The organism is Micromonospora sp. NPDC005298, assembly GCF_040607375.1.
Lineage (GTDB): Bacteria > Actinomycetota > Actinomycetes > Mycobacteriales > Micromonosporaceae > Micromonospora.
In genome coordinates this window covers 236,534-253,450 of record NZ_JBEXGP010000004.1, presented here as the reverse complement: position 1 = coordinate 253,450, position 16,917 = coordinate 236,534, and the positions used below count along the sequence as shown (strand labels likewise).

At 72.9% G+C, this 16,917-nt stretch carries 17 protein-coding genes; 6 read left to right on the top strand and 11 right to left on the bottom strand.

What is annotated here, in order from left to right:
• The first annotated feature begins 106 nt into the window (after nt 1-106).
• Both ABZS77_RS11820 and ABZS77_RS11815 read left to right on the top strand, forming a co-directional pair.
• On the top strand, nt 107-319 hold the full coding sequence (locus ABZS77_RS11820) for a hypothetical protein (protein ID WP_099851492.1): 213 nt from the start codon (nt 107-109) through the stop codon (nt 317-319).
• A gap of 94 nt (nt 320-413) precedes the next feature.
• Complete coding sequence (locus ABZS77_RS11815) at nt 414-836, top strand: SRPBCC family protein (protein WP_354821102.1); 423 nt, start codon at nt 414-416, stop codon at nt 834-836.
• On the opposite strand, the gene ABZS77_RS11810 is transcribed toward ABZS77_RS11815, so the two are convergent.
• Nucleotides 811-1,305 carry a GNAT family N-acetyltransferase gene (locus ABZS77_RS11810; RefSeq protein WP_354821100.1) on the bottom strand — a complete coding sequence of 165 codons (495 nt, stop codon included), beginning with the start codon at nt 1,303-1,305 and terminating at the stop codon, nt 811-813. The two genes, ABZS77_RS11815 and ABZS77_RS11810, sit on opposite strands and share 26 nt — an antisense overlap.
• Nucleotides 1,306-1,400: 95 nt before the next feature.
• Between ABZS77_RS11810 and ABZS77_RS11805 the strand changes: the two genes are divergently transcribed.
• Nucleotides 1,401-1,898, top strand: a complete 498-nt coding sequence (locus ABZS77_RS11805; protein ID WP_354821097.1) for a DUF1990 domain-containing protein — start codon at nt 1,401-1,403, stop codon at nt 1,896-1,898.
• Nucleotides 1,899-1,917: 19 nt separating this feature from the next.
• On the opposite strand, the gene ABZS77_RS11800 is transcribed toward ABZS77_RS11805, so the two are convergent.
• The 10 genes from ABZS77_RS11800 to ABZS77_RS11755 all read right to left on the bottom strand — a co-directional run bounded on the left by ABZS77_RS11800 (nt 1,918) and on the right by ABZS77_RS11755 (nt 13,510).
• Nucleotides 1,918-2,838 (bottom strand): DNA-3-methyladenine glycosylase 2 family protein, encoded by a 921-nt coding sequence (locus tag ABZS77_RS11800; protein WP_354821094.1) that lies wholly within the window; start codon nt 2,836-2,838, stop codon nt 1,918-1,920.
• Between the two features lie 113 nt (nt 2,839-2,951).
• Complete coding sequence (locus ABZS77_RS11795) at nt 2,952-3,599, bottom strand: hypothetical protein (RefSeq protein WP_354821091.1); 648 nt, start codon at nt 3,597-3,599, stop codon at nt 2,952-2,954.
• A gap of 205 nt (nt 3,600-3,804) precedes the next feature.
• Complete coding sequence (locus tag ABZS77_RS11790; RefSeq protein WP_354821088.1) at nt 3,805-4,587, bottom strand: zf-HC2 domain-containing protein; 783 nt, start codon at nt 4,585-4,587, stop codon at nt 3,805-3,807.
• Complete coding sequence (locus tag ABZS77_RS11785; RefSeq protein ID WP_354821085.1) at nt 4,584-5,276, bottom strand: sigma-70 family RNA polymerase sigma factor; 693 nt, start codon at nt 5,274-5,276, stop codon at nt 4,584-4,586. Before ABZS77_RS11785 ends, ABZS77_RS11790 begins: the two co-directional genes overlap by 4 nt.
• Nucleotides 5,277-5,389: 113 nt before the next feature.
• On the bottom strand, nt 5,390-6,247 hold the full coding sequence (locus ABZS77_RS11780; protein ID WP_354821082.1) for a fused MFS/spermidine synthase: 858 nt from the start codon (nt 6,245-6,247) through the stop codon (nt 5,390-5,392).
• Nucleotides 6,248-6,261: 14 nt separating this feature from the next.
• The gene (locus ABZS77_RS11775; protein WP_354821079.1) at nt 6,262-7,224 is read right to left on the bottom strand and encodes a hypothetical protein; all 963 of its coding nucleotides are present in this window, start codon (nt 7,222-7,224) and stop codon (nt 6,262-6,264) included.
• The gene (locus ABZS77_RS11770) at nt 7,221-9,695 is read right to left on the bottom strand and encodes an SMC family ATPase (RefSeq protein ID WP_354821076.1); all 2,475 of its coding nucleotides are present in this window, start codon (nt 9,693-9,695) and stop codon (nt 7,221-7,223) included. The genes ABZS77_RS11775 and ABZS77_RS11770 overlap by 4 nt, the downstream gene beginning before the upstream one ends.
• Nucleotides 9,695-10,843: an exonuclease SbcCD subunit D gene (locus tag ABZS77_RS11765; RefSeq protein ID WP_354821073.1), complete on the bottom strand. Its 1,149-nt coding sequence runs from the start codon at nt 10,841-10,843 to the stop codon at nt 9,695-9,697. The genes ABZS77_RS11770 and ABZS77_RS11765 overlap by 1 nt, the downstream gene beginning before the upstream one ends.
• A 20-nt stretch (nt 10,844-10,863) precedes the next feature.
• Nucleotides 10,864-12,615, bottom strand: coding sequence for an ATP-binding protein (locus ABZS77_RS11760; RefSeq protein WP_354821070.1), 1,752 nt, complete (start codon nt 12,613-12,615; stop codon nt 10,864-10,866).
• Nucleotides 12,616-12,763: 148 nt separating this feature from the next.
• Nucleotides 12,764-13,510 carry a pyrimidine reductase family protein gene (locus ABZS77_RS11755; RefSeq protein WP_354821067.1) on the bottom strand — a complete coding sequence of 249 codons (747 nt, stop codon included), beginning with the start codon at nt 13,508-13,510 and terminating at the stop codon, nt 12,764-12,766.
• A gap of 150 nt (nt 13,511-13,660) precedes the next feature.
• Between ABZS77_RS11755 and ABZS77_RS11750 the strand changes: the two genes are divergently transcribed.
• From ABZS77_RS11750 to ABZS77_RS11740, 3 genes are all read left to right on the top strand, one after another.
• Nucleotides 13,661-14,215 carry a plasmid pRiA4b ORF-3 family protein gene (locus ABZS77_RS11750; protein WP_354821064.1) on the top strand — a complete coding sequence of 185 codons (555 nt, stop codon included), beginning with the start codon at nt 13,661-13,663 and terminating at the stop codon, nt 14,213-14,215.
• Between the two features lie 266 nt (nt 14,216-14,481).
• Nucleotides 14,482-15,792, top strand: coding sequence for an extracellular solute-binding protein (locus ABZS77_RS11745; protein ID WP_354821061.1), 1,311 nt, complete (start codon nt 14,482-14,484; stop codon nt 15,790-15,792).
• Between the two features lie 115 nt (nt 15,793-15,907).
• Nucleotides 15,908-16,894 (top strand): sugar ABC transporter permease, encoded by a 987-nt coding sequence (locus ABZS77_RS11740; protein ID WP_354821059.1) that lies wholly within the window; start codon nt 15,908-15,910, stop codon nt 16,892-16,894.
• The last annotated feature ends 23 nt before the right edge of the window (nt 16,895-16,917 follow it).

Below are 16,917 nucleotides of genomic sequence, written 5' to 3'. Positions count from 1 at the left end.
GCCGTGAGGCAGATCACCGGGGGTGAGCGGGCGCCGTGTCCGCCGCCGTGCCGCTCGTCCCCGTCGGGCGAATCAGATAACCGCAGCTCAGAGCTACTTTCGCGGGGTGTCCGAGTGGGTCTGCGACTGCTGCGGGCGGTGGCGGGTCAGCGTCGAGTTGATCCGCGGCCGCTACCGGTACCGGCTGACCCGCCGCTACCCCGAGCGGTTCGGCGGCGGCCGGAACGTGCTCGGCGAGGTCGGTTCGGTGCCCGAGCTTGAGGAACTGCTGCGCCGTCGTACCCCGCTGAGCCTCGCCGACCTGCGCGAAGCCGCCTGACCCCGACCGCCCGGCACCCGGTGGTCACGATCCACCCGCCTGCCTCGTCGTCCTTGCCGGTGGCGCCGTCCGGCGCCGCCGGGGAGGAGACACGATGCGGTTCGAGGCCGGTACGGAGATCGCCGCCACCACCGAGCAGGTCTGGGCGGTGCTCACCGACGTACGGCGCTGGCCGGAGTGGACGGCGTCGGTGCGTCGGGTCCAGCGGGGCGAGTCGGGTCCACTGGCCGTCGGCGCGACCGCCCGACTGACCCAGCCCCGGCTGCGGCCGGCGGTGTGGCGGGTCACCGAGCTGACCGAGGGACGGGAGTTCACCTGGGTCTCGGCGACCCCCGGGGTGCGGACCGCTGGCGAGCACCGGCTGCTGCCGCTGCCCGACGGACGGACCCGGGTCGAGCTGGCGATCGTCCAGACCGGGCCGCTGGCGGGGCCGGTCGGCTGGCTGTACGGCGGGCTGCTGCGCCGCTACCTGCGCACCGAGGCCGACGGGCTCAGGCGTCGGTGCGAGCGGGCCTGACCGCCGGCTTCTCCAGCACGACCAGCGGGACGCCGTTCGGGTCCGGCCGGTGCGCCGTGATCCGGTAGCCGTGCCGCTCGTACAGCCGCAGGTTGGTGGCGCTGTCCGCGCCGGTGAACAGGGTGAACCGGGCGACCCGGCCCGCGCAGGCGTCCTCGATCGCCGCGAGCAGTCGCGCCCCGACTCCCCGCCCCTGCTGGTCCGGCGCCACCGACAGCCGGCCGATCCGCGCGGTGTCCCCGTCCAGGTGGGCCCGCACCGACCCGACCAGCCGGTGACCCAGCCGTGCGGCGAGCACGATCGTCGGGCCGGCCAACGCCGCCACGACCTCGTCCACCGTCTCGGTCAACGGCGGGAGGAACGGGTCGCGGTAGTGCTGCGCCTCGGTGACGTACGCGGCCCGCTGCACGGTGAGGATCTCGCCGGCGTCCGGAACGCCGGCCGGGACGATGCGCGCCTCGATGCTCATCCGGGCAGCACACCACAGCCGTCCACCTCGTCGATGAGCGGCCCGCCCGCACCGGCCGTACCCTCGTGGGGTCCGGACGACGGCGAGGGGGAGCGGTGGCCGAGCTGACCTACCCGGAGGTGGGGGAGACCCGGCGCGGCCCGCTGCCCGGCGGATACCACCACCTGCGCCACCGGACCCCGCTGCCGGCCGGCTCCTTCGCGAGCGTGGCCGAGGCGGTGCTGAGCTGGCGGCTGCACCGCGCCGCCGGGGTCCGGATGCGCACCGACTCCCCGCGCGCCACCGCCGGCGTACTGGTGACGGCCGGGCTCGGTGTCGGCCCGGCCCGCCTCTGGGGACCCTGCCGGGTGGTCTGGAGCGAGGATTCGCCAACACTCGCCGGCTTCGGCTACGGCACCCTGCCCGGCCATCCGGAGCGGGGCGAGGAGGCGTTCGTGGTCGGCCGGGACGACACCGGCGCGGTCTGGTTCGAGGTACGCGCGTTCAGCCTCGCCGACCGCTGGTTCACCCGCGCCGCCGGCCCGGCCGTCCAGGCGGTGCAGCACGCGTACGCCTGGTGGCTCGGTCGCACCCTGCGCCGACTCTGCGCCTAGCGCTGATCGCCGCCGGCGCTCAGTACCTGGCGAAGGAGCGGATCGGGGCGCGCGGCCCGTACTTCGGCGCCTGGATGCCGGCGGCCTCCAACAGTACGCACACCCGGCCCCGGTGACCCCGGAACGGCTCCAGCAGGGCCAGCATCCGGGCGTCGTCCCCACGCGGTTCACCGGCCAGGGCCCAGGCCACCGTGTTGGGGACGTGGAAGTCACCGACGCTCACCGCGTCCGGGTCGCCGTACGCGATCCGGACCACCTCGGCGGCCGTCCACGGCCCGATCCCCGCGATGGCGGTCAACCGGCGGGTCGCCTCGGCCGCGTCGACGCAGCGCTCCAACCGGTCCGCGAGCGCGGCGGCGCGGCGCAGCGTGTCCGCGCGCCGCTGCTCCACGCCGAACGGATGGAACACCCAGTACGGGGTCGCCGCGACCGCCGCCGGCTCGGGCGGCAGCAGCAGCGGTTGCAGGGGACCGGGCGCGGGCTCGCGGAAGTGCCGCACGGTGGCCGCGTACGCCCGGTACGCCTCCTTGCCGGTGACCTTCTGCTCGAAGACCGCGCGCAGCAACCGGGGAAAGACCTGCCCGGTCGCCGGCATCCGCAGCCCTCGGTGCTCCCGGGCCAGCCGGGCGACCAGCGGATGTGCCGCCGCCAGCTCGGCGAAGCCGCTCTGGTCGTCGCGGAGACCGGCGATCGCGTCGGCCCGGGCCAGGACGTGCTCGGCGCCCGGCCCGTAACCCTCGGCGAGCAGAGCGCCACCGTCGGGCCGCAGAGCCAGGGTGCCCGGCCCCAGCGGGGTGCGGGTCGCCCACCAGAAGGTGCCGGCGGCGACCCGCGCGCACGGGTCGTACGGGCTGAAGGTGAGCGCGCGGACCGACGCCGCCAGCCGGTAGCCGGCCGGCGGGTGCAGCACCCGCGTCGCGGCGGGCTCGGTTCCGGTCACGCCGCCACTCTGCCAGGTCCGGGGGCGTAGGCCGGCACCGCCGGTCCGTCCCCCGGTACGACGATGGCCGGCCGCGCCTCCCGGCTGCGACCGACCACCCGCGTCCCGTTGGCTCAGTACGAGTAGCCCGAGCCTCCGGCGTCGTTCGACCCGCTGTCCGCCGGCGGCGCGACCGCCTTCGGGGTGCCCTTGGGCAGGCAGCTCAGGTTCTTCTTGCCGTCCGGCTGGACCACGAACCAGGTGCCGCCGACGGCCTGGCCCTTCCACTGGCCGGGCTTCTTGTCGCCGATGTAGCGGTACACCGGCCAGCCGCCGACGGTGAGCTGGCGGGTGCCGTCCTGCCGGGTCACGCTGCCGACCTTGTCGTCCGAGACGCCGGTGAGCTGCGGGTTGCCGTCGGTCAGCGCGGGGGGCCACACCTCGGCGCACTTGTCGACGCAGTTCGACGCCGGCGGGTCGGCGGTGTCCTTGTCGAAGCGGTACAGGATCCAGCCGTCCTGGTCGGTGACGACCTTGCCCATCCGGGCGACGTTCTTGCCGATCAACTGCTCGGTCAGGTCGACGTTCGCGGGCGGCGCGTCGGCGACCGGCGCCTCGGGCGCCGCCGACGCCTCGGGTTCCGCCGATGCGGTGGGCTCGGCCGCGGCGACGGCGACCGGCTCAGCCGCGCCCGGGTTCGCCCCGTCGTAACCCGCGGGAGCGCAGGCCGTTAGTGCGACCATCGCGCTCGCGACGATGACGGTCCGCTTCATCTGTGCCACGTGCCCTCCTCATTCTTGGCAGTTCACCCATAGGTACGGCGGTAAGGCTGTCAAGGTTGAAGTAGCAACAGTGGTCAATTTCACTTCGATTGATTGAACCGATCGGGGCTGCCGTTCGTACGCCCCCGTAAGGGACCTTTACCGGTGACACGAAAATCGGCGCCGGCCATTGTGACAATGACCGGCGCCGACGTGTCGAGCGACCCTACATGGGCACCGTGACCAGGGGACTCGCCACCCCGTTGGCGTCCACCGACTGCACCTGGATCTGCTTGATGTCGTTCGTCGGCGCCGCCGTGGAGGCACTCAACTCCAGACCCTGCGGCCTGGTGTTCGTGCCGTAGCCACCCTCCGGAACCGACCACGTCGAAATCACCTCGGTGTCGGCGTTCTTCCGTACCACCACCAGCCGGCAGACACGCGGACCGGGCAACTTGCGGAGGCTGAAATTGATCCGGGTGCCGTAGTCCCGTTTCACCAGGAACATCGTCGTCTGCACACCGGTGGTCGGGTCGGTCGCGTCGACCTGGTCACCCTCCTCCTCGGTGCCGCCCACACCCGGGCCGCTCGGCGGCGCCGTCGCCACACTCGTCGGCGGGTCGTTCACCGCCGCCGTCGCCGTCGGATCGGCGAGGACCCCCGGCGCCTCGTCGCCGGCCACGCTGACGAACCCGTAACCGGTCAACCCGCCGAACACCACCACCGCCGCGGCGGTCGCGAGCAACTGACGAAACCGGGTGCGCCGACGGTCGGCACGAACAGCGCCCAACGTCCGGTCCAGCAGCGCCGGATCCGTCGCGGTCTGCTCCAACGCCATCATCGTCTCGCCGTCGATGTCGGAGAGCAGCCCGACCACCGGCACCATCGTCTCCAACTCGGCCGCGCACGCCCAGCAGGCGGCGAGATGCTCCTCGAACCGCTCGGTGTCCTGCTCGTCGAGCACGCCGAGCGCGTACGCGGCGACGTCCATGTGGTCTGGCCGGCTCATTCTGTCACCCCCCGCTCCTGCAGAGCCGTGCGCAGCGCGCGCAGCGCGTAGTAGACCCGTGACTTCGCGGTGCCGAGAGGAAGCCCCAACTCCTCGGCGGCCTCGGGGACCGTCCGCCCCCGGAAGTACGTCGCCACCAGGATCTCCCGATGCGACTGACTCAGCGTACGCAGCGCGTCCGCCACAGTCATCGTGCGCAGCACCCGGTCCGTGCTGTCCGCCTCGGCGAACGCCGTCAGGTCCCGGTCGTACGTCTCCGGCGGGCGGGCCTCCTGGCTGCGGTGCTCGTCGATGGCGATCCGACGGGCCACCGTGACCAACCAGGGCCGCATCGAACCCTGCCCCTGCGCACCGAGGCGGTGCGCGTTGCGCCAGGCCCGCAGCAGCGTCTCCTGCACGATGTCCTCCGCGCGCTGCCGGTCCCCCCCGGTGAGCCGCATGACGAACATCAGCAACGGACCGGCGTGCTCCGCGTAGAGCAGCCGGATCAACTGGTCGGAGTGGCTCGCCTCGGTTGACGTCGCCTGGTGGCGTCCGGGCGCCGGTCGCGGCGTCACCGGACCATTCTGGCGAGCAGCCGCGCGGGCGTCGACCCCACGGGCAGACGAGGTCGGCCGTGACGAGGACCGCGCGGACATCCAGTCCGCACGTACCGCGTCGCCATGCCAACCGGCCGCCACCGCATGCATGCAGACCTCCGGGATGTCCGTGACCAACGCCGGCCCACGAGGTGGGCCGCCCGGTGGTACGCAGCGCCGCCCCGAGCGGATCAACGATGCGCGAAAAAACTTCCGCGCGACGGTCAGCGGCGTACGGAGAACAGGCCCGGCGGCGGCGGATCCGAACCGGTGGCGTCGGCGTCCCGCACCACGGCCGCACCACCGGCGAAACGGTCCAACTCGTCACCGGCGACCACCCGCCCGGGGAACCAGTCCCCGGCCGCCCGCCGCGTCAACTCCGGCACCGGAGGTGTCGTACGCCCCGCCACCAGCACCAGATTGCCGTACCGGCGGCCCCGCAGCACCGCCGCGTCCCCGATCAGGCAGGCCCGTGGCAGCACCGACCGGACCGTGGCGACCTGCCCCCGGGCGTGCCGCAGTGGCGGGCCGTCGGCCAGGTTCGCCAGGTACCAACCCGCCGGCCGCAGTACCCGGGCCACCTCCGCCGCGTACTCCACCGAGGTGAGGTGCGCCGGGGTGCGGGCACCGGCGAAGACGTCCGCGACCACCACGTCGTAACTGGCGTCCCGGGTGGACGCCAGCACGGCACGGGCGTCTTCGACCCGCACCCGCAGCCGCGCGTCCGTCGGCCAGGGCAACGCTCGCCGGACCAGCTCCACCAGTGCGCCGTCCACCTCGGACACCCGCTGGGTGGAGCCGGGCCGGGTCGCCGACACGTACCGGGGCAGCGTCAACGCGCCACCGCCCAGATGCAGCACCCGCAACGGCTCACCCGCCGGCGCGACCAGATCCACCGCCGCGGCCAGCCGCCGGACGTACTCGAACTCCAGATGGGTCGGATCGGTCAGGTCGACGTGCGACTGCGGCGCGCCGTCCAACAGCAACGTCCACGAACCGGCCCGGTCCGGTGACGGCACCAACTCGGCCAGCCCGGTGTCCACCTGCTCGACCACCCGGTCACCCGCCCGCTTACGACCCACGACAGGCGTCCGACTCAACGGGCCGCGGCGCGGGCCGCGGCGGTCAACGCGCGGTGCAGCAGCCGGGAGTCACCGAGCAGGGCGCGCAGCCGGCGTTCCAGCCCCGCGATCGGAATCAGATTCTGCGGAGCCCGCGGATCCTTGTACGGCGTCGAGGCGAACCGGGGCAGGGTGACCAGCGACAGGTCGGCCAACTCGATCGCCGCCTCGACCGGCAGGTCGGCCGAACACTCCACCCGCACGATGCCCGCCCACGGCGCCCCCACCGCCACCGGCAGCCGCAGATACCACGACCAGCCACCCCAGGCGGTGCCCAGCCGGAACACCGGCGAACGCTCGCCCGACCGCAGCGCGGTCACCACGGCCGTCAACCGGGCGTCCAGGTACTGGCTGTGCTGGGTCTTGATGTACCCGAGGGTGCGCGGCAACTGCCGGCGACTGCGCAACGGGCCGTCCACCACCAGCAGGTCACCGTCGATGCGGGCCGCGTCCGAGACCGCCACCTCGAGGGCCGTCAGCGGACCCTGCACGGCGGCCGGCAGCTTCGCCAACTCACCGGTGCCACCCACCCGGTGCACCGGGTACCGGATCGCGCCCGCCACCACGTCCTGCGCCGACGGGCTCGCCGTGAACAACCCCCGACCGACCCGGGTACCCGCCAACTGCGCCGCACCCCGCCCCAGGTCACAGCGGACCACCCCGGCCGCGTACGAGGCGGCCAACCCGGGGAACGACCCACCGTCGTCCTCGGCCGTCCAGATGCTCGCGTCGATCCGCCGTACCCCGTCGACGAGCAGCACCACGTCGGGCGCCCGCACCCCGGGGCGTACCCCGATCGCCCGCCAGTCCACCGCCGGCACTTCCACGTCCGCGTCGACCTGCGCGCTGCTCGGCGCGGCCGGCCCGGCGGTCGACGCCTCGAACGACGCCCCGTACGCCGGATCCCAGGAGTCGACGAAGAACGCCGCGTCGCTCACCGGCCGGTCCGCTCGACCCGCGCGGACCGGGCGTCCTTGCGCACCTCGAAGCGCACCGGGATTCGTTCGGCCAGCGCCGACACGTGGGTGACCACGCCGACCATCCGGTCGCCCCGGGCGGCCAGGTTTTCCAGGGTCGCCGCCACCGTGTCCAGCGTGGCGGCGTCCAACGTGCCGAAACCCTCGTCCAGGACGATCGACTCCAGGCTCGCCGCAGTGGTCGACATGCCGGCCAACTGCTCGGAGAGGGCCAACGCCAACGCCAGCGACGCCTGGAACGTCTCACCACCGGAGAGGGTGCGCACCCCCCGCCGCAGCCCCGCGTCGTGGTGGTCGACCACGAAGAACTCGCCCTTGTCGTGCACCAGCTCGTACTGCCCGGCGGACAGCTCCCGCAGGATCCCCGACGCCCCGTCGACCAGCAGGTCCAACGCCTCGGCCAGCAGCCACCGCTCGAAGTTGTTGGCGCGCAGGTGCCCGGCGAGGGCGCGCGCGACCTGCGCCTCCCGCTCATGGCCGACGCGCTGCTCGCGGAGCGTCCCGGCCTGCTCGCGGCGCTCCCGCAGCCGGCGCCGGTCGGCCTCGGCCCTCTCCACGGCCACCGTCGCGGCATGCACCGGGTCGTCGCCGACGGGCACCTCGGCGACGGCGAAGCGGTCGGCGATCTGCCGCTGCACCGCTGCGGCCACCGCCTCGGCCTCGGCGACGGCCGCCGCCCGGCCCGCCCGGTCGGCGCGCCGCCGTTCCGCCTCGGCGGCCGCCCAGGAGGTCAACGCCGCCCACGAGGCGGCCACGTCGTCGCGGTCCGTCGCCGGTGGACCGAACCGGGCCAACCCGTCCCGCGTGCCGTCGAAGCCCCGCCACGCCGCGCGGAGACGCTCCTCGGCGGCGTCCACCCCGCCCCGGGCCCGCCGGGCGGTGTCCCGGCCGGCCCGTACCGCGGCGGCGGCCTCCTCCAACGCGCCCCGCAGCCGGGCGTGCTCGGCCAACTCCCGGCGCAGCACCGCCGGCTCCGCCGCGCCGGCGAGCTGCCCGGCCAACTCGGCGAGTCGGGCGTCCACCTGCTCCTGCCGGGCGCGGGCCTGCACCAGCAGCCGCTCCAGGTCCCGTGCCGCCGCGTCGCGCTGCTGCACCGCCGCCTGCGCGGCCTTGGTGGCGGCCCGCGCCGCCTTGCCGGCCGCCGTCGCCGCGGCCACCGCCGAATCCGCCGGCACCGCCGGAACGTCGGCCACCGGCTGCTCACACACCGGGCAGGGCGCACCCGGATGCAGGTGCACCCGCAGGCTCACCGCCAGGTCGGTGGCCTTCGCCTCCTCGTGCGCCCGGAAGGCCGCCTCCAACTCGGCGTCGGCCCGCTCGGCGTCCGCGCGGGCAGCCGTCAGCGCCGCCACCGCCGTGGCGTGCTCCTCGTCCGCCGCGCGCACCGCCGCCCGGACCGTCTCGGCCTCGTCGGTCAGCCGGTCCCGATCGTCGTACGCCCGCAGCAGCAGCCGCAGCGCGCTCTCGTCGCCGGCGCCGGCCAGCTCCCCGCGCAGCTTCTCCTCGCGCTCCTCGGCCAGCGACACGGCGGTGGCCGCCGCCTCCGCCTCGGCCCGCGCCGCCGTCACCGCGAGCGCCACCTCGGCCACCCCGCCCGGCGCCCGCACCTCGGCCAGCACGGTCAGCTCGTCGTCGAGTGCGGTGAGCGTCGCCGCGGCCTCCCGGGCGGCGGACCGGGCCGCCGCCAGGCGTGGCACCGCCTCGGTCACCGCCTCGGCCAGCTCCACCATCCGGTCGACCCGGGCGTCGGCCTCGGCCAGCGCCTCGTCGTCCACACCGGTCATCCCGGCGAGCACCTGGTCGACCGCCTCCAAGCGGGCCTCGGCCTGCGCCGCGCGCGCCGTCGCCCGCTTCTGCACGTCCTCGTAGACACCCAGGCCGAGCAGGTTGACCAGGATCTGCTGCCGCGTCGCCGGCTTGGCGTGCAGGAAGTCGGCGAACTGCCCCTGCGGCAGCACCACACAGCTGGTGAACTGCTCGTACGGCAGCCCCACCGCCTCCAGCACCGCCTGCTCCATCTCGGCGGGGGTGCCGGCCACCACCTCACCGAGATCGTCAGGGCTCAACCCGGTGTCCAGTTTGGTCACGTCGAAACCGGCAGGCATCAGCTGCAACCCGGCGTTCGCGGTCTTCACGTTGCCCCGGCCGTCCCGGCGGACCACCCGGGTCGCCACGTACCGGGCGCCGCCGGACTCGAAGACCAGCCGCACCCGGGCCTCGACCGCCGACGGCGCGAGGGCGTTCGCCAACCCCCGGGTGCCACCCCACCGGGGCACCGTGCCGTAGAGGGCGAAACAGATGGCGTCCAGCACCGTGGACTTGCCCGAACCCGTCGGGCCGATCAGGGCGAAGAAGTCCGCGTCGGTGAAGTCGACAGTGGTCTCGTCGCGGAAGACCGTGAACCCGGCCATGTCCAGCCGCATCGGACGCATCAGTGATCGACCTCCTCGAAGAGCTCGTCGAAGAGTTCCCGGACACCCTCGTCGGCGTGGCCCCGGCTGTCCAGGTAGTCGGCGAACAGCTCCCGCGGCGACCGCCCGGACCGCTGCGCGATGCGCGTGCCACTGCCCGCCGCGGCCACCAGCTCCGGGTCGATCCGGATCTCCAACGCCCGGGGCAGCAGCTCCTGGACCTCCTCGCGCAGGCCGGCGCGCGGCTGCTCCCGCACGAACACCCGCAGCCAGGCGTCCGGCGCCTCGATCTCGGCGAGCTGGGCCAGGGTGCCCCGCACCGTCCGCAGCGCGCTCGCCGCGGTCACCGGCACCTCCCGCACCCGCGCGGCGGTGCTGGCCGTCACCTCGACGATCGTCACCGACGGGACGTTCTCCTGTTCGCCGAAGTCGACGGCGAGGGGGCTGCCGCTGTAGCGCACCGGGCACGGGCCCTCGACGCGCTGCGCCCGGTGCAGGTGACCCAGCGCCACGTAGTGCGCGGTCGCCGGGAAGACCGTGGCCGGAACGGCGTACCCGAGCACCGTGTGCGCGTCGCGTTCACCGCCGCCGGTGGCCGCGCCGGTCACCGTCAGGTGCGCGGTGACCAGGTGCACCCGGTCCGGTTCGGTGAAGCCCTCGGTGAGCCGCCCCAGCACCCGACCCAGGTGGTCGGCGTACGTCTGGTTGGTCTCGGCGGCGGTCAGCTCGTACATCTCCAGCGCGCGCACCGCGTACCGCTGGGACAGGAACGGCAGCGCGGCGAGCCGCCACCGCTCCCCGCCGGCCGTGGTGCCGTCGATGACGTGCTCGTCCGGGTTTTCCCGCACCCCACCGCGCAGGGTGATGCCCGCGGCGTCGGCCCACGGGCGCAACGCGTCGAGCGCCGGACCGTTGTCGTGGTTGCCGCCGATCGCCACCACGTCCGCGCCGGTACGCCGCAGCGCCGTCAACGCCCGGGTGACCAGACGTGTCGCCTCCGAGGTGGGCGCGGCGGTGTCGTAGAGGTCACCGGCGACGATCACCAGATCCGGCTGCTCGGCGCGGGCGATGTCGATCACGCCGGCCAGCACGGCCTTGTGCTCCTCGGCCCGGGACTGCCCCTTGAGCACCTTCCCCACGTGCCAGTCGGACGTGTGCAGGATCTTCATGACTGTTCCGGTGCCCCTACCTAGAACGGGATGTCGTCGTCGGTGCCGCCGCCGGACCCCACCACGGCGAACGGGTCGGCGGACTGGGTGATCGAACGCAGCGTCTCCGATGGTGCCCGGCCCGCCTCGGAGACCCGGGTCGCCCACGCCGGGAACGGGAACTCCAGGCAGAGCGGCACCGGGATGTCCGGCTGGTTGACGAACATGGTGCCCGGCTTGGCCAGCAGCGCCCGCTGCCGCTGCGCCGGGGGCAGGAAGCCGTACTCCGGGCGGGACGCCTCGGCCGGGTCGAGCCGGCCGACCACCCGGATCGCCGAGTTGGTGACGATGCGGCGTTCCACCTCGCTCGCCGTCTGCTGCGCGCCGATCAGGATCACGCCCAGCGAGCGGCCCCGCTCGGCGATGTCCAGCAGGACCTCCTTGATGGGGGAGGAACCCTCCCGGGGGGCGTACTTGTTGAGCTCGTCGAGGACGACGAAGAGCAGCGGCTTGGCCGTGCCCGACTTCTCCTTGCGCTCGAACTCGCTCTTGAGCGTCACACCGACGACGAACCGTTGCGCGCGGTCCGGCAGGTTGTGCAGGTCGACGACTGTCACCTGCGCCGACTCGCTGGTGTTGATCGAGTGCGGGCGGCGGGTGGCCAGGTCGCCCCGGATCAACCTCGCCAGGTCCTTCTTACTGCCGATCAGTCGCCGCGCGAACGCGTTGACGGTGCCCAGACCCACCGCGCTGCCCGCCCACTCCGAGCGGGTCTCGTCGTCGTTGAGCGCATCGACGATGTGGTCGACCAGGTCGCCGTACGAGCCGAGGCGCACCCCGTCGATGCTCACCCCGCCGTCGGCCGGCTGGGCGTGACGGGCCAGGTGGGCGGTGACCGAGTGGACCACCATCGTGTACTGCTGGCGCTCGTCGTCGGCGTCGGCGAACACGTACGGCAGCAGCCGGTCGGCGCAGAACTCGGCGAGCGTCCAGTAGAACGAGTCGACGCCGGTGAGCCGGCTGCTCACGTCGGGGGTGCCCGACGAGTCGCCGGGGCGCGGCGGGGCGTACACCCGCACGTCGGGGAAGGCCCCGGCGCTCAACCCGAGCTTCGCGTACGCCGCGCGGGTGGGCTCGTCCAGGCGGGTGTTCGGGTGGTCGAGGAACAGCAGGTCCTCACCCTTGACGTTGAAGATCAGCGCCTTGGCGTTCACCGCGTCGCCGCCGAGCACCCCGGAGCGGAACACCGAGTAGAGCAGGAAGGTGGCGAAGCTGGTCTTGGTGGCCACCCCGGAGATGCCGGAGATGGACACGTGCGCGCCCCGGCTGCCGTCGAGGAAGTCGGCGTTGAGGTAGACCGGCACACCGTCGCGGCCCATGCCCATCGGGATGCGCCGTTCCATCCGGTCGAAGTGCAGCGCGCGTGCCCGGGCGTCGCCCTCGGCCCGGTGCACCACCGCGCCAGGGGTCGGCGGCACGTACAGCTCCGGGTCGACACGCGTGGTGGTGATCTCGGCCGCCTCCTGCACCTGCGCGGGCAGCGTGCCGTCGGCGATGGCGAACACGTCGGAGTCGAACTGCGCGCCCTCGTGGCGGGCGCGGACCTGGGTGACCACCCCGGCGATCGTCACCGGCTCCCGCTCGGGCAGCTCCCGTCGGGTGACCACCACGTCGTCGAGCTGGAGGTAGCTGCCGGGCGCCACGGCCGTCCAGAACTGCAACGGGGTCGCGTCGGCGGTGCCCAGCACCCGCCCGACCGCCTCGCCAGGGCTGTCGAGGTCGGGGTCGGTCATCGGGCGACCCGGGTCGCCCGGGCATCACGGTCGGCGCGCATGACGTGCATCCTGCCCGAGGAGTACGACAGGTCGCCACGCGACGCGGCGGACGACACGATGCGCCGTCACACTCGCGACGCTTGGTATGCGACCGGTTGACGGCCCGTCACCCGCGGGCGTGGCGGAGCAGGAGGACGCCGTCGGCGGCGGCGAGCACGTGCCGCAGCGGCAGGTGTCGGGGCGGGCTGGTGTCGCCGGCGGTGATCCGGCCCGGTCCGGCGCCGGCGAGCAGCGGCGCGACGGTGAGGCACAGTTCGTCGACCAGGTCGGCGGCGGTGAGCGCGCCGAGCAGGTGCGGGCCGCCCTCGCAGAGCAGTTGGGTCAGGCCGCGAGCGTGCAGCTCGGCGAGGCCGGCGGCGAGGTCGACCTGGTCGGTGCCGCAGCGCAGCAGGTCGGCGACGTCGGTCAGGCCGGGCGGCGGGTCGGCGTCGGCGTGGGTGAGCACGATCGGGCGGACCGGCGCGTCGGCGAAGGCCGCCTGCGCCGGGTCCAGGTCGAGGGAGCCGGAGACGACTACGAGCGTGGGGTACGCGGCCAGCCCGTTGTCCCGACGCCAGGCGCGGCGGGCCTCGCTGAGGCGGACCGCGCGGTACCCCTCGTGGCGCAGCGTGCCGGCGGCCACGACGAGGGCGTCACAGACCATCCGCAGCAGGCCGAAGACCCGCTTGTCCGGCTCGCCGGAGAGCCCGGCCGAGTAGCCGTCGACGGTGACCGCGCCGTCCAGGCTGGAGACGAAGTTGACCCGCAGCCGGGGCTGCTCCGCGCGGGCGTACAGGCTGGTCAGCGTGGTGTCGTCGAGCGGTTCGGTCGACGGCTCGGGCCAGAGCCGCCGAATCGGGATTCCGACCGTCATTCGCCGGCCGGACCAGTGACGGGAGGGGTCGGCCGGGCGGTACGGTGCTGGCAGTCGCACCAGTTCCGGCCCGGGCAGTCGTCGTGTCGCCGCGCCCGGCACGCTCGGCAGATCATGCTGGCAGCCTATGCCGCGGGAGGACAGGACAGCATGCCGCGTCAGATCTTCCAGCTGAAGATGTCCCTCGCCGGGGTCCGTCCGCCGGTGTGGCGGCGGGTGCTCGTGCCGGCCGGCTACACGCTGGACCGGCTGCACCGGGTGGTGCAGCACGCCATGGGTTGGCGGGACTGCCACCTGCACTCGTTCGAGATCGGCGCCGTGCAGTACGGCGAGCCCGACCCGGACGGGGAGCTGGCGCTCGACGACGAGCTGGACGTCCGGCTGGACGCGGTGCTCGCCAAGGGCAGCCGGTTCTCCTACACGTACGACTTCGGTGACTGGTGGGAGCACGACCTGGTCGTCGAGGACGTGCTGACCGCGGACCCGCAGGAGCGGTATCCGGTCTGCCTGGACGGTGAGCGGGCCGGCCCGCCGGAGGGGATCGGCGGCCCGGCGGGCCATCGGGCGCTGCTGGCCGCGCTCGACGATCCGGACGTCCTGGCGGACCCGCGGTACGCCCTGCTACGCGACTGGGCGGGTGTCGGTTACGACCCGTCCCGCTTCGACCCCGGCCGTACGACCACGTTGCTGCGCCGCTTCTGCTGACCGGGTCCGGCCCGTCCCGACCAGGAAACGGTCGCCCCGTGTGTGCGGCCGAAACAGGGCGGTAACGATCTGGGAACGCTCCCATCGGTCTATTGACACCCCGGGGGCACCCCGGCAATCTCATGGGAGCGCTCCCGGGGGAGTGGCGGACATCTCCTTCACAGCTCCCCCCACGACGCCCCGGCCAACGGCAGGGCGACAGCAGGGGCGTTGCAGCATCCCCCGCCACACACGACACCAAGCCTCACCACTTGAGAGGGGTCAGGATGAGCGTCACCTCACGTCGCCGCTTTGCGGCGGTCGCGCTCGCGTCCGTCGCCGTGCTCGCCGCGGCGACCGCCTGCGGCGACAGCGACTCGTCGTCCGGTTCGGACGGCGGCAAGGTCACTCTGGTCGTTGACGTCTTCGGCGACCAGGGCTTCGGGTACGAAGACCTGTACAAGCAGTACCAGTCGGAGCACCCGAACGTCACCATCCAGGAGCGCGGCAAGGGCCTGGGCCTGGGCGACTACAACACCCGGCTGACGCAGCAGATCACCGCCGGCGCGGGCGCCGGCGACGTCGTCGCCCTCGAAGAGGGCACGATCGTGCAGTTCTTCGCGCAGGCCGACAAGTTCGTGAACCTGGCCGACCACGGCGCCAACGACCTCAAGGGCAACTTCCTGCCCTGGAAGTGGGAGGGTGGCCTCACCCCCGACGGCAAGGTCCTCGGCCTCGGCACCGACGTCGGCGGCATGGCCGTCTGCTACCGCAGCGACCTCTTCAAGGCCGCCGGCCTGCCGACCGACCGCGAGCAGGTCGGGGCCCTCTGGCCGACCTGGGAGGAGTTCATCGCCCAGGGCCAGAAGTTCGTCGCCGCCGACAAGAAGCACAAGTTCGTCGACTCGGCCACGAACTTCTACAACATCGTGCTGATGCAGAAGGCCGGCGCGGGCACGGGCTACACCTACTTCGACAAGAGCAACAAGCTCACCATCGGTGAGAACCCGGACGTGCGGGCCGCGTTCGAGCTGACCACCAAGATGACCGCCGCCGGTCTGTCGAACAACCTCAAGAGCTTCTCCAACGAGTGGAACGCAGGCTTCAAGAACGGCAGCTTCGCCACCATCGGCTGCCCGGCGTGGATGACCGGTGTCATCAAGGGGCAGGCCGGTGACGCGGCCGCCGGCAAGTGGGACGTGGCCAAGGCGCCCGGCAACGGTGGCAACTGGGGCGGCTCCTGGCTGGCGGTGCCGAAGTCCAGCAAGCACCAGAAGGAGGCCGCCGAGCTGGCCAAGTTCCTGACCACCGCCAAGAGCCAGACCGAGGCGTTCAAGAAGGTCGGTAACCTGCCCTCGTCGCCGCAGGCCCTCGAGGACCCGGCCGTGCTCGCCGCGACCAACGAGTACTTCAACGGGGCGCCGATCGGCAAGATCTTCGCCGCCGGCGCGAAGGAGCTGAAGCCGGTCTACCTCGGCCCGAAGAACCAGGCGGTCCGCGACGCGGTCGAAAACGCGCTGCGCAGCGTCGAGCAGGGCAAGGCCGCCGACGCGGCCTGGCAGGACGCGGTGAAGAACGGCGGGGCAGCAGGCAAGTAACCGGCTGTCGACGCGCTCACGGGTGGTGCCGGGACTCCGGCACCACCCGTGAACCCGCGTCGGAACGCCCTGCCGCGGCGCCCGCGACGGCGCCGCCAAGTGTGAAGGACCGTTCATGAGCTCTCTGAAGACCACCGCGCCGCCGGCCGCACCGCCCCGCGGGTCGCGGCCCGCCCCGCGGCACTCCTCGCAACGTGGCCGGCTACTGAACCGGCTCGACCTGCGCCTGACCCCGTACGTCTTCGTCCTGCCGTTCTTCGTGCTCTTCGCGATCTTCGGCGTCTACCCGATCATCTACACGTTCTGGATCGCGATGACCGACAGGTCACCGCTGAACGCCACGATCAGCTTCGTCGGGGTGGACAACTTCGTCGAGCTGTTCACGAACGACCCGCAGTTCTGGAACGCCGTGGTGAACACCTTCGGGATGTTCCTCATGTCCACCGTTCCGCAGCTGATCATCGCCCTGCTGCTGGCGAACGCCCTGAACCGGCGTATCCGTGGGCAGATGTTCTTCCGGCTGGCCATCGCCATGCCGATCATCACCTCGACCGCCGTGGTGGCCCTCATCTTCTCGATGATCTACGCCCGGGAGTTCGGCCTGGTGAACTGGCTGCTCGACCTGGTCGGCCTGGGCCCCATCGACTGGCGGGCCAACCGGTTCGCCTCCTGGTTCGCCATCTCCACGATGGTCGACTGGCGGTGGGTGGGCTACAACGCCCTGATCTACCTCGCCGCCATGCAGTCGATCAGCAAGGACATGTACGAGGCCGCAGCGCTCGACGGCGCCTCCCGGCGCCGCCAGTTCTGGTCGATCACCATTCCCCAGCTGCGCCCCACCATCATCTTCACGCTGATCATCTCGACGATCGGCGGTCTGCAGCTCTTCACCGAGCCGCTCATGTTCACCAGCGGTTCGGGCGCACTCTCCGGTGGCTCGGAGGGGCAGTTCCAGACGATCACGATGTACCTGCTGGACGTGATGAACCAGCGGTTCCGGTGGGGGTACGCGGGCGCCGTCGCACTGGTGCTCTTCGTGCTGATCGCATCCGTCTCGCTGCTCAACTACCTGCTGGCCCGCCGAATCAGCTCCGACAAGTGAGGGTGGCGCACCCATGACCATGA